The sequence below is a fragment of the Leptolyngbya sp. 'hensonii' genome, from assembly GCF_001939115.1.
Classification (GTDB): domain Bacteria; phylum Cyanobacteriota; class Cyanobacteriia.
In genome coordinates this window covers 199,944-213,186 of sequence record NZ_MQTZ01000002.1, presented here as the reverse complement: position 1 = coordinate 213,186, position 13,243 = coordinate 199,944, and the positions used below count along the sequence as shown (strand labels likewise).

Sequence of the window (13,243 nt, the reverse complement as noted above, 5' to 3'; positions counted from 1 at the left end):
TCTATGCAAACACTGAACTTAAAGAAGACATTACTGGGAGAAATCCTGGTCAAGAAAAACATAATTTCGAGGGATCAATTGATTCTTGCTCTGGCAGAACAGGGAACCAGTAGAAAGCGCTTAGGGCAAATTTTGATCGAGAAAAGGGTCCTGACTTTTGACGAATTAGATCATTTCCTGCTAGAGCAGGACATCCTGAATCAGGATCCCACCCTGTTAGGTTCCATGCTGGTTATCCGGGGAATCATTACGCCGCAGCAATTGCATTCTGTTCTGGCGGAACAAGAATATTCCCACAGGCGCTTAGGAGAAATTTTAATTGCCCGGAGATTACTCTCTTTTGATCAGTTGGATGACTTACTTTTGCTTCAGCGCGTGGAAAGATCTCGCAACTCCGAGTCTCAATTCGTGATTCGGCTCTGATATAGGGTTCATCAATGGCTTGTGTCCGAGGGGGCGGGGGTCTTGGCCTCAGTTAAATAGCTGAACCACCTCTGGCTTCGTTACCTTACCCATTGCGTTACGTGGCAGTTCGGCAACCGTCACCATCTGAGCCGGTACTTTGTAGGCAGCCAGCCGTTCCTTGGCCCAACTTCGTAAGGTAGCCAGGGTCAGCGTACTCTCCGATCGCAATACCAGAGCCACAGAGACTCGCTCGCCCCACTCTGGATCGGCCACCCCCACCACGGCACAATCCTGAATCTCATCATGGGTCCGCAGGACTTCCTCAATTTCCAGGGCTGATACCTTATATCCCCCTGTTTTGATAATATCCACGCTAATACGGCCCAGAATGCGGTAGTTACCCGCTTCCACCACGGCCAGATCTCCGGTGCAAAACCAGCCATCCTGAAATGCCTTGGCTGTTGCTTCCGGCCTTTGCCAGTATTCCAGAAACACCCCAGGACCTTTGACCTGAATCTCTCCCGGCACCCCTGGCCGGACGATCGTGCCCTGCTCATCCAGCAGGCGCACCTCCACCTGGGGCAGGGGTTGACCCACATATCCCGCGCACCGCTGTCCCTCTAAGGGGTTGGAAAGGGCCATACCAATTTCCGTCATACCATAGCGCTCCAGGAGGAAATGGCCGCTGATCCGTTGCCACTGCTCCAGCACTCGCACCGGGAGAGCCGCTGACCCCGACACCATCAGCCGCAGAGCCGCACAACCCTCAGACATCTGCTGTTGTTGATCTGCCGTTGCGGCCTCCCAGCCTGCAATCAACTTGGCGTAAATCGTTGGAACAGCCATAAACAGGGTGAGATGACCCGCCATGATCCCATCCCACACCCTTTGGACCTCAAACTTCCGCAACATGTGGCACTCTGCCCCAGCCCAGAGGGCGCAGGTAAGGACATTGATAATGCCATGAATATGGTGCAGAGGTAAGACATGCAGGATGCGATCGGACGCCGTCCATCCCCAGGCCGTAATCAGGCTCGTGACCTGGGCCTGGATGATTTGGTGCGTGGTCACCACCCCCTTGGGTTTTCCGGTTGTCCCACTGGTATAAAGGATGAGCGCCCGTCGGCTCAGGTCCACCACGGGTAGACTCCCCTCCTGAACCGGGAGTGGGTCCGAGGTGAGGATAAAGCGCAGCCCTCGTGCCTCAGCAACGGGGCGCAGAATCGCCTCAAAATCGGGATGGGCCAGGACGATCGTTGCTGCTGCATCCGCAATCACGTACTCCAGTTCAGGCCGGGGATGGACCACACATAGGGGAACCGCCACGCCCCCGGCCCGCCAGATCCCCCACTGGGTGGCAACATACTCAAACCCAGAGGGAATCAGAAATGCCACCCGCTGTGACTGTAAATCAACGGTGTCCTCTAAAAGCATCGTAGCAATTTGCCCAGACCTGCGGAGTAACGCTCCATAGGTGAAGGTTCCTTCAGCGGCCACGATCGCAGTTTTTGCTTCAATTGCTCTGGCTCGGCCAATCAGGGGAAGATCCACGTTGCTGCACCGCTTAAGAATGAATTGAGCTACCTCACATTTAACATTAAAGCGGCTTCTATCCAGTAACTTCGTCAATTTACACGATGTTGGTTCCAACGAGTAACAACGAAACTGAACAGCAACAGTGCACCCACCATCATGGGTTCAGGCACCCCTGCCGTTTGATTGTCCACAGTCAGACGAAAGTCATCAAAGATCACAGCTCCCTTAATAAAGGAGATTGATCCTGGTGGCTGTATTGGCTCAAGTTGCAGACGAATTCCCAGAGACGACAGGTTATTCGCAAGGGCAGTATTATAAATTGAGGAAATATCAAAAGTTAGGGTCTTACCTAAAAAGAGGCTTACCGTATTGAACTCATCTACTGTCCCGATTATTGGAGCCTGAAAATCAGCAATGTCCGCCTGGTTATTGCCACTGTAAGCAACAATTTTAATGTTGCTAATAAATGGAAAGAATGTAGTAGAGGTCATTAAACCACTCAGTTTAAAGACATTGAAGGTGATCGAGGCAGATCCAGGGGTCAGACCGGCCAGATTATATTCAGCAAGGCCACGGGCTTCTGTAAAGGAGTAGTGACCCACTTCAGCCTTGCCCAAAAGGCTATTGGATCCCACGCCCTGGCCCCAAGAATTAGCAACGGAAAAGGTCAGGCCATTGACGATCGTAGCCGCCTGGGCAACAGGCATCGCCATACTGGATATGCCCAACCCAATCAGGGCCGCTCCAGCAGCAGTAAGAGATATTTTCAGAAGCTGAGAAACCATGGTTAAACTCCCTGACTATAGAGCGCGTCTATGAGCATCAGGATGACTCTCTGAACAGCCCCAAAATCGCGGCAGGGGTTGTCAATGGCATGGGTAATACTATCTAACTGAGGTGTCCTGAGGTGTTGTGTAAATCTCTGATCGGACAGAGAGTATCCTCTATAAACACCATATCTGCTATTGCTGGAAGATATTGGTTTTTCCAGCCCGATGCAGCAACTCTTAACAACCAATTTTCAGTGATGGAGAGATTAATGCAGAGAATACGCCTCCCCAGTCCCATTTATGCAAATAAAAAGCCCCTGCAATAGATGTGACTGGGGAAACCCCACAAAGTGGTCTTCAATGTGACGAAGCTTCCCAATTTCAGCGCAGGTAGACAAAAAATTTTCGTCAGTCCAAAGATGTGGCGGGAAAGAGACAGGACATCTCCCCCTGTGCGCTTCATGCGCTCTTTCCTGCCCCAAACTCCGGTAATCTAGAGAGAGATGAGGGCAGTAAGGGGAATGGGGCATGGCGCAAAATATACCAGGGGCAGACGATCGCGAAGACCTTCAATCCTTAAATCGAGAAATTGATGACCTGTACGCAGAAGTCGAAGACCTGCACCAGCAAACCGCCATGTTGACCGGATTTCTGGCTGGTGGGTATGCCTACTTCCTGCAACGCTTCATGCTTGCCCACCAGCAACAAACGGGAATGACCCCAGAGGTCTGTGAGCAAATTGTGGTGGATGCCTTGAAGCGAATTCTATCTTCCCAAAAACGGTTCGAGTTTGATTTCCTAGCCGAGATCCAGACCGTGCTCAACAAGATGAGCCAGCCTATTCCCTTAGATCCATACCTGGGTCAGATAGAGGATTCGAAGCAACAGGAGTCCTAACCCAAGAGGCGATAGCTATAAATCCCCTCTTAGGAGATATGGCTCATAGGCCAGTGGGTCTGGGAGTTGGGATTGGGCTGGCTCTGGTGCGACGCCTGGTAGAGCTGCATGGAGGGCATATCACGATAGAAAGTCAGTTCGGCCAGGGCAGTTGTTTTAAGGTTAATATTCCACTCAAATCCAATTCAAAATGAGACTCATTTACTCAAAAATAGACTCATGACAAGATAGTGAGTCTCGCTTAAACCATGTTAGGAGGGATAAAAGCTAGCTACAGTAACCGGCTTTGCTGAATGCAAATATGAATTACCCTCATCCCCAACCCTTCTCCCGCAGGAGAAGGGAGCTAAAACTCTTGTTCCCTCTCCTTTGGGAGAGGGCTAGGGTGAGGGCTGCATAAGGCTCAAGCACGAAAATCATACTTCTATTCAGCAACGCCCAGTAACCCTATGTCACAGGGGCAGCAACCACGCAAGCAGCATTACCGGAATTCAGGCTGGCTATTGGTGAGCTGATTGCTTGATTTCAACTATTCCCTTGAAATGAGACTCATTAACTTGAAGCTAGACTTATGAATAGAGGGCGAGACTTAAAATGAGATGAGTCGATCAGGAATTTGGCCTGCCGGGGTTAGGGGGAGGTGGACCGTGACCGTTGTTCCCTGGCCCGCCCCACTTGCCACTCCAAGGGTTCCCTGGAGCAACTGGGCCACCTCCCAGGCAACTGCCAATCCCAATCCAGCCCCAGGGGTGCCAGGGATCGAGTTGGCGTTATCAGCCCGGTAGAACCGATCGAAAATCTTCCCCTGCTCATCCTCCGGAATCCCAATGCCGCTATCTCGAACCTGCAACACTGCTTGCCCATCCTCGCACCCAACCCGCAGCAGGATTGGGCCACCCCCTGGGGAGTAGCGAACTGCATTGTGGATTAAGTTCATTAGCAAGTGTTCCAGCAAAAAAGCGTCTGCAGTGACTAGCACTGGACTGGAGGGTTGACTCTCCACCAGTTCCAGGGAATGCAGGGTATTCAGGACCCGTTTTGGGTAGCCTTTTAGCAGCTTGGCACAGAATTCAAACAGGTTCACAGAAACTGGATGAATCTCCAGCGAGTGGGAGTCGATCAGGGCCAGAAGGGTGGCATTATTCAAAACCTGGGTAAGCCGCTGGATATTCTCAATAATTCGCTGAAGTTGTTTGTTTCCCCAATCCCCGATGGCCTGAGACAGGCGTTCCTGTATCAATTCAGTAGACATACTGATAGAAGCCAGGGGGGTCCGAAATTCATGGGACAGGGTTGAGAGCAATTTGGATTTCAACTCATTGAGCTGCTGCTCTTTTTCCAGAGCTGCTTTAAGCTGTAATGTTCGTTCTTCAACCTTGGCTTCCAGTTCCTGATTGAGCGTCTGCAGGGCCGTTTCAGCAATGACGCGATCGTAAATCTCCTGCTGGAGCAACGTATTTTGGGCCTGCAGTTGCTGATTTCGCTCCTGTAGTTGTCGCTGCAATCGACTGATTTGCAGATGGTGTTCTACCCGGGCCAGCACCTCAATGGCTTGAAATGGCTTGGCAATATAGTCAGACCCGCCCACACTGAATGCCTTGACCTTATCCAGTTCGTCATCTTTAGCACTCAAGAAAATAATCGGAATTTCCTGAGTTCGAGCATCTGCCTTGAGTTGGCGGCAAACTTCATACCCATTCATTCCAGGCAGCATAATATCCAGCAGGATCAAATCAGGTGGACTGAGCTGAGCCGCCTTCAACGCCACATCCCCCCGCAGGGCCTGCCGAACCTGATACTGCTGCTCAGCCAATAAATCTGATAGCAAACGCAGGTTATCAGGCTTGTCATCGATAATCAGAACGATATCCTTAGCGGATGTCGCAGCGTTAATCATAAGAGTTAAAGATTAGCAGGCACGCATACTGTCTCTAAATTAATGGCACAACTTGATGCCACTGAATCGCATAACCCTCACAGGATCAATCGTTGGTAGGGATAAGCCCTAACCTACTGGGAGGTTACCCAGAAACCGAATAGAACTCATAAACCTGTCCCCACAGCAATTCACCCGTCAATCAGGCTCATTCCTATAAGGGTAAGATTCCCATTTTTTGCTTCCAGGGCAACAGCAGTAAAAGCTAGAGGAAATGAAATTTTGATAATTCATTTTCCAGCAGCCGTTGCCCTCCCTCGTGCCCAGGCGGACTCACCCCGGCCCTCCCTAAAGGGGAACAACCCTCTGGGCTGATCTGCGGCTGGGACAGCGATCGAACATACGGGACTTGAGCCTCGATCGAGATCCCTGGACCAAGCTCTTTGCCTTCCCGGAATGAATAGTCCCTGCTTCCAAGGGGGAAAAGTCCATACCCTGATTGACTGACAAAACTTTTTCCGTAGGTTGGCTGGAGCAGAGCGAAACCCCATTTTTATGCAACGCCTGGAGAACCTGTTGGAACAGTGAAGATTTGGTAAAGATATCACACAGATCCTGTGTCCTTCAGTTTTCTCCGTAGAAATAGGTAATTTTCCAGGTCAGGAATGAGAATTAAATAAAGTATCAAACTCCTGATTGCCCTCACCTCCTTGCCCCCTTTCCCAAATTTGCTATCCATTACGCAGATCTCTCTGCAGTACTTGGTAGCACTAGGGTCTAGAAATCGGTTGTGCCAGTTTCAGCCCATTTGTGACTGAAGAGCGAAGAAATCGTAATTCCGCTCCCTTATTGGGTGCGAAATAGTCCCAAAAGTTGTGATTGGTTCAGATGCAACCGGATGCTAAAAGCTTGACAAGGCATGAGTTCGAGAGACTTTTGCGTGATGGATAGGCCCAAATTTGGGAGCGGGTCAGGGGTTGGGGGTGAGGGCTGAAGAAATCGAGGTTATTTAATCCACAATCCTTACCAGGAATACAAGCCTGTTGCACACCACAGTAGGTGAGCCCGTTTACTACAGCAATCGATAGGAGAGGGATTCAAAAATGCGTCAAGTCGATACTTCTGTATTCGTTGTTCTTGCATCGTTACTATTTACTTGCTCTGCGGATGCGGCATCTATAAACCTAGCAACTAATGGAACCGCTACTGCCAGCAGCACTTGGCTCCCATCAATGTCACCCGATAAAGCAATTGATGGAGACAACAATACTGGATGGAATTCTGGCAATGTTCCTTGGTTTTCTCCTCAATGGATTGAAATTGATTTAGGTCAAGCTTCAACCATTAACCAAATCACGGGTTTTGTTGATCAGTGGCCTAGTGGTTATACAAAACACAACATTTACTTAGATGGGATATTCAACTTTACCTGGGAGGGGGATACCGCTTACTCGTCTTTGCTAAGTTATATTTTTCAGTCCCCTGTTACGGCACAAAAAGTCAAAATTGAGACAACGATTAGCCCTAGTTGGGTCGGTTGGAAAGAATTTCAAATTTTGCAAGAGCTTCCTTCCGTTCCTACTTCTGTGCCGGAACCGCTTGGATTTTTTGGTATTTCAGCCGTTGCTGGGCTAAGCCTCATGCTCAAGCGACGGCAAATGCAACATTGAAAGATACTCCCATCCTCTGCCCCCTTGTAGCAAAAAGAGCGCACTTTCGCAGGATTTTGCGTATGAATCTTCGAAGATGGGCATTTTGGAAGATGTTTGCGAAAGTCCATTGTTACCCCGGAGGATGGTGCAACAGAGAAAGCCCCCAGTTTTGCCGGGGGCTTTTTTGTATCTGCGAAAACTGGAGTTTTCAAAGAAGCAACCCAAGCAAAAGGATCTTCTCCCAGTTCCCTCAGGCGTTTTATCAGCCGATCGTTCTCTGCTCGCAACACATCATCAGAGGCATACACTTCACCCAATTGTTACAGGTCAGCAGCCAACTGCATCCGGTTCAGCCAGAAGCTGAAAATTACAGGAATATTGACTCCAACGACTTTATTCACGGAGTCGCAGTTTTAACCATCAAATATTTTTTAAATCCTTACTAAAAATATTTTTCAAACATCCTCCCAGGGTAGCAAGCGCGATAATATCACCCATGAATAACACAATACATAAACATTAAAAAGCAACAGGATACAAGATTATCGATGTAAACTTTGCAACACATTTCGATCGTTAAATGCGGGGGAATAGATGAACTATAGGGCTCCTGAATCTTTCGCAATCTATCAAATCTCTAATTTTTTGAAGTGGCCAGGTGACTGAGCAGTCTTTCAACAGAATCCCTATATCCGGCCATCAGCTATCAGAAGTTCCATGTTATTTACTAATAAATTAATCAACAATTTGATTCTATTTACTAATAAATTAATTTAGAATCTGTGGATAGACTAAGTCCCAAAATCCAGTTAAGCGGTGCGAGGAAGTAGACCTGTGAAAACAAATTTTTCAAGATCTCTGACTGTCATACTGAGCCTGCCTGTTGCCGGGATTTTTGGCTATATGCCATTCGCCCAGGCCACCACTCCTGATGGGGCTCCTTCTGACTCTGTTGTATCTCCCCTTGCAGTTCAAACAACCCAGACTGAATCTCCCAACTTAAGTCCGTCTTCTGCGCCAACTCTACCCCAGGAAGACTGGCAGACCCTGCGCCTACAAGACTCTGTGCCAACTCACACCCCGATCCCCGGCCTGAACTCCCAAGTAACCACCGCTTTCTCCAGCAAAAAACTTCCCTTCGTTCCGGCACCGGGCACAGCCCTAACCTCTGCTGCTGTCCTTGCACCCACCCCTCCTGCAGACCAATCGGTGGCCCAAGCCCCCCCTCCCCTGACGGATGTGCAGATTACCCCTGGTACAGCGACCAGAACCAGTTACAGCTTCATTGGATTTGGAGCAAACCTGGGTATCAGTGGCAGTAAAAATGCCCTGACCAATGATGTCAGTTTCGCGATCTTCAGCAAAATTGGTCTGAACCCAGATATTTCTGTGCGACCCATGTTGCTGATTCGCAATGATGTTTACATCACTCTGCCAGTTACTTTTGACTTTAGCCCCTATGTACTGGAAGGGGGATATCGATTAGGACCCTACTTTGGAGGGGGTCTGGCGATCTCAACTGGGAACACCAGCTACATTCGCCCCCTGCTCACTGCAGGGGTAGATGTTCCTCTGGGTCCCCAATTTACGGGAACTGCTGGGTTTAACTTTGCCTTCTTCGACTCCGTCGATGTTGGTGTTGTGTTAGGCATTGGTTACAACTTCCGAGGATTTTAGATCCCCAATCCATCAGACTTATCGTTCTTTGGGAGGCGTTGTTTACAACGCCTCTGTTGTCTTTACCGATCGGCCTAACCGAGCCAGCACCTGTTGACGGCTGGCCAGCGCCGCCTGAAATGCTGGATTGAGGGCGATCGCCTGTTCATGGCAAACCAGCGCCTCTCCATAATCCTGCAGTTCTTGCAGTCCCCGACCCCGCCAATACCAGAACTCAGCCCGTTCCGGATTCACCTGAATGGCCCGATCGAAAGCAGCCACGGCTGCCCGAAAGCGCTTCAACCGGGCCAGGGCTCCCCCCATACAGAACCAGGCACTCCCATCCTCTGGATCCAGGTTAACAACCTGTTCATAAGCAGCCACAGTTTCCTCAAAATGGCCCAACTGATAAAGTAGCTGCCCCTGCCGCCGCCAAACTTCCACACCATTCTCCTTCAGTATGATCGCCTGCCGATAGGCAACCAGAGCTTCCTCATATCGATGCTCTGTTTCCAGGGCCATTCCCCGGTGCAACCAGATGAGTTGGCTGTCTCCAGGATGTGCGCCCCTGGAGCGAGAAATCTGCTCACTTCGGCTCAGCATACCCAGAACCTGCTTGCGGGCCTCTACTGCAGGCTGGAAATCCGACTTCAGCCGGACAGCTTGATCGAAGGCCGCGATCGCAGCCTCATACTGCTGCAATTTCTCCAGCATCCGGCCCCGGTCATACCAGGACCAGTAATGCCCAGGCTGCAACTGCACTACTTGCTCGTAGGTCATGGCAGCCTCCTGATAACGATGTAACTTTTCCAGGACCTTCGCCTGGTTAAACCAAGCCATCGAATCTTCTGGCTGCAACTGCACCACCTGATGATAGGCAGCCAGAGCCTGCTCGTACTGCTGTAACTTCTCCAGAGCCATCCCCAGCATCAACCAGGCATGGCAATTCTGCGGTTGGGCCTGAGTCAAGCGCTGGCAACTGACCAGCACCTCCTCATAGTGCTCTAAATGATAGAGGGTATCAATCTGATCCAATGCCACCAGAACCCGCTTACGACCTTCGATCGCCACTCGAAAATCGGCCTTCAGTTGTACTGCCCGATCAAACGCTGTCGCCCCAGCCTCATACTGGTGCAGAGTCTCCAGGACTCTCCCCTTGTCACACCAGGCCCAGTAATTATTGGGTTGGATTTGCACCACCTGGTCATAGGCTGCAACTGCCTCTTCATACTGGTGCAAGTTTTCCAGTACTTTTCCTCGCTTTAACCAGGCCAGGTAATCCTTAGGCCGCAACTGAATCACCCGGTCATAAGCCCCCAGAGCCTGCTCATACTGATTCAGAGTCTCCAGCACAATTCCCCGCTTAAACCAGGCCAGATACTCCTCTGGTCGAATCTGAATCACCTTGTCATAGGCTGAGATCGCATCCTCATATCGCTGGGACTGAAACAATTCATCTCCTCGCTCCAGCCAGACCAGATAGAATTCTGCATCGACTGGCGTTATCCCTGGAGCGGGAGGCCCCTCTGCCGCAGGCAAGATCATAGGTTCTATCAGGGGCTGCAATGCTTGCAAGACCTCTCCGGCAGACTGATAGCGCTGGCGAAAATCAAATCGGACCATTCGATCTAGCACATCTGCCAGATGTGGATCGATCTCAACAGAATCGCGCCAGAGCAATTCACTGGTACGGGGATCCTCCCGTAACTGTTGTGATCCCACCCCAGTTAGAGCGCAAATACACAGAACCCCCAGAGCATAGAGATCGCTGCTGAAGCGGGGCTTCCCGGCAATCTGCTCATTTGGTGTAAACCCGGGGGAACCAATGGCGATCGTCAATGTGGTGGGGTCATAGTTCTCGATCACCGGTATCCCCATCTGCTTCACAGCCCCAAAGTCGATCAGGACAATCCGACCATCTTCCTGGCGGCGAATCAGATTAGAGGGCTTGATATCTCGATGAATCACCTGCTGCTGATGGACAAACTGCAAGGTCTGCAACACATCCACCAGGATTTCCAGCACCTGGGATGCCCGGAGGGTGTTCCCCACCACAATCTCCTGGTTGAGTGTTTGCCCCTCGACAAATTCCTGCACCAGGTAAAATTCCCGATTTTCCTCAAAATGGGCGAAGAGCCGGGGAATCCGATCGTGCTCCCCCAGAATATAAAGCACCTCCGCTTCCTTGTTAAACAGGGATCTTGCAGTCTGGAGTGCAATGGGGCTGGAGGTTTTAGGCTTAAGCTGTTTGACTACACAAGCGGGTTGGTTGGGTAGGTGCAAATCCCTGGCTAAGAAAGTTTGCCCAAATCCACCGCCTCCCAAATGCCGGACAATCTGATACCTTCCTCCCAGTGTCCTTTCCAACATAAGTAGATGCTCAAAAACAAAACTAAATCTAGAGTTCCCTACCTGCCATAACGAATCATGCCTTCTGCTGAGTATAACGGCTAGACCATTAATACCGAACCCGTAAAAACCGCTGACCGTTTGAGATGTAGGGCCTCTGGGTAGTCAGATCAACTAAACAGGTTCACCCGATCGGGTTGTAGTATAAGTATTATTTTGTAGCATATAATAACGATCCCTAAACCATTCTAGCGATCTGTTAGAGGGGGTATTGTGGCTAAGTTCAATGACATCCTGAAATATTATCGACACTACTGGTTGATTACCCTCTTTAGTGTTGTGATGGTCAGTCTGTTTGAGGTGATTGACCTGGTGGTTCCCTATGCGATCGGACAAATTCTGAATGTATTGTCCAGTCAGGCTGTAGACAGCCCTCTACAACATCTGATTGACCGTTCTGCAACCCTGGTTGGCACTTCCTCCAGTCGTGAACTGGCCCTAGGAGTTCTGCTCACCATAATCTGTCTGGTTACGGTTGTCCGGGCCCCCATCCAACCGTGGCTGGGCCACTGGTTTCAGTGGGATACAGCTTTTCGGGCTCGTCGAGACCATTCCCAGAAAGCTCTGGAAAAGGTTCTGACCCTGCCCCTGGAATTCTATGACGAGAACAATCCAGGCCGGATCGCTGGACGAGTTGCCAGAGGAATCTCCAACCACACCTGGACCTATCCAGAAATCACGGGTCAACTGGTTCCCAAACTGGTTCGAGTACTGGGCATCTTCATTGTGATTGGGCTAATTGAGTGGCGAATCGCCCTGTTATTTCTAGCTTCCTTCATCTTCATTCTGGGGTTTACCCTTCAGAATTTGCAGCAACTGGTCACCCAGGAGACCATGCTGGACCATTACATGGAAGAAACAGAAAGTCGTAACTCTGAAATTGTCACAAACATTAAAACCATCAAAGCCTTTGCTACAGAATCTTCCGAACTCAAACGGCAGAAGCAACGTTGGGATCGGGAATTCAAAGTCCTGGATTACCGAGTCCATTTTGGTTACGTCAAGTTGAACATGTGGCACCGGACGATCGTCCAGACCTGTGTCTTTGGTATCCTGGCCTTCACCCTGTTTGCCACCGTCAAAGGCCAGATCTCCCTGGGTCACTTCGTCACCACCCTGACCATCTCCAGCATGGCTTATGCCGAGTTGGAACCGATCAGTAACCTGGCTGAAGTCTTTGCCCGTCGCTATGCCTCCATGGCCCGGTTTCATGAGTTCATGCACCATCCGATCGGCTCCGATGCTGCTAATCTGGTTGAACTGAACCCACCCCTGCCGCCCTATCAGTTCACGGGGAAAGTCCATTTCTCCAATCTCAGCTTTGGGTACGACCCAGTCCGCCCAGTGTTACAAGACATTAATCTCCTGATTGAACCCTGTCAGACTGTGGCCCTGGTGGGCCGATCGGGCTCCGGCAAATCTACCCTGGTGAAATTACTGTTTCGCTATTTTGAGCCGACCCAGGGCAGCATTCTGGTGGATGGGGAAGACATCCGGAGGCTGGATGTGACCCGCTACCGACGACGCTTGGCGATCGTTCACCAGGAGGTGGATGTCTTCAACGGCACCCTGTTGGATAACCTCACCTATGGCAATCCAACGGTTCCCTTGGCCCGGGTGGAGGAAGCCTGCCAGATTGCCCGAGTGGATGAATTTGTCCAACATCTGCCCAGAGGGTATAAGACGATCGTCGGCGAACGGGGGCTGCGCCTGTCTGGAGGCCAGCGTCAGCGATTGGGCATTGCCCGCGCTCTACTGGTAGACCCAGACATCCTGGTCTTCGATGAAGCCACTTCCAGTTTGGATTACGAGTCTGAACGATCGATTCAGTTAGCCATGCGGAACCTTTTTGGCACCCGCACCCTGATCATCATTGCCCACCGGCTCAGTACAGTCCGGGAAGCAGACCAGATCGTAGTTCTGGACCAAGGACGAATTGCTGAGATCGGTAGCCATACCGAACTGTTGCAACAGGCGGGCATCTACCATCGCCTGCATTCCCTTCAGGAAACCGGTGAACTGGTTTAGACAAAGCAAGTGGC

General features: G+C 50.5%; 10 protein-coding genes. 6 read left to right on the top strand and 4 right to left on the bottom strand.

Going from position 1 to position 13,243, the window contains the following annotated elements; all coding sequences use genetic code 11:
• Window positions 1–3: 3 nt before the first annotated feature.
• Window positions 4–423 carry a hypothetical protein gene (locus tag BST81_RS01100; RefSeq protein ID WP_075596686.1) on the top strand — a complete coding sequence of 140 codons (420 nt, stop codon included), beginning with the start codon at window positions 4–6 and terminating at the stop codon, window positions 421–423.
• Window positions 424–471: 48 nt separating this feature from the next.
• On the opposite strand, the gene BST81_RS01095 is transcribed toward BST81_RS01100, so the two are convergent.
• Together BST81_RS01095 and BST81_RS01090 are read right to left on the bottom strand one after the other, a co-directional pair.
• Complete coding sequence (locus BST81_RS01095) at window positions 472–1,956, bottom strand: acyl-CoA synthetase (RefSeq protein ID WP_075596685.1); 1,485 nt, start codon at window positions 1,954–1,956, stop codon at window positions 472–474.
• 74 nt (window positions 1,957–2,030) lie between these two features.
• Window positions 2,031–2,654 carry a hypothetical protein gene (locus BST81_RS01090; protein ID WP_143780168.1) on the bottom strand — a complete coding sequence of 208 codons (624 nt, stop codon included), beginning with the start codon at window positions 2,652–2,654 and terminating at the stop codon, window positions 2,031–2,033.
• Window positions 2,655–3,239: 585 nt separating this feature from the next.
• Here BST81_RS01090 and BST81_RS01085 point away from each other — a divergent pair.
• On the top strand, window positions 3,240–3,608 hold the full coding sequence (locus BST81_RS01085; RefSeq protein ID WP_075596683.1) for a hypothetical protein: 369 nt from the start codon (window positions 3,240–3,242) through the stop codon (window positions 3,606–3,608).
• Between the two features lie 38 nt (window positions 3,609–3,646).
• On the top strand, window positions 3,647–3,802 hold the full coding sequence (locus BST81_RS01080) for an ATP-binding protein (protein WP_083636547.1): 156 nt from the start codon (window positions 3,647–3,649) through the stop codon (window positions 3,800–3,802).
• A 395-nt stretch (window positions 3,803–4,197) separates the two neighbouring features.
• On the opposite strand, the gene BST81_RS01075 is transcribed toward BST81_RS01080, so the two are convergent.
• On the bottom strand, window positions 4,198–5,505 hold the full coding sequence (locus tag BST81_RS01075; protein ID WP_075596682.1) for a hybrid sensor histidine kinase/response regulator: 1,308 nt from the start codon (window positions 5,503–5,505) through the stop codon (window positions 4,198–4,200).
• A gap of 1,082 nt (window positions 5,506–6,587) precedes the next feature.
• Here BST81_RS01075 and BST81_RS01070 point away from each other — a divergent pair.
• Both BST81_RS01070 and BST81_RS01065 read left to right on the top strand, forming a co-directional pair.
• Window positions 6,588–7,154 (top strand): discoidin domain-containing protein, encoded by a 567-nt coding sequence (locus BST81_RS01070; RefSeq protein ID WP_083636545.1) that lies wholly within the window; start codon window positions 6,588–6,590, stop codon window positions 7,152–7,154.
• Window positions 7,155–7,970: 816 nt separating this feature from the next.
• Window positions 7,971–8,813, top strand: coding sequence for a hypothetical protein (locus BST81_RS01065; protein ID WP_075596680.1), 843 nt, complete (start codon window positions 7,971–7,973; stop codon window positions 8,811–8,813).
• 42 nt (window positions 8,814–8,855) lie between these two features.
• Here the strand turns inward: BST81_RS01065 and BST81_RS01060 are convergent, their stop codons facing one another.
• On the bottom strand, window positions 8,856–11,162 hold the full coding sequence (locus tag BST81_RS01060) for a serine/threonine-protein kinase (protein ID WP_075596679.1): 2,307 nt from the start codon (window positions 11,160–11,162) through the stop codon (window positions 8,856–8,858).
• A gap of 252 nt (window positions 11,163–11,414) precedes the next feature.
• On the opposite strand from BST81_RS01060, the gene BST81_RS01055 reads away from it, so the two are divergent.
• Entirely contained in the window at window positions 11,415–13,229 is a 1,815-nt protein-coding gene (locus BST81_RS01055) for an ABC transporter ATP-binding protein (protein ID WP_075596678.1), read from the top strand.
• Window positions 13,230–13,243: the final 14 nt, after the last annotated feature.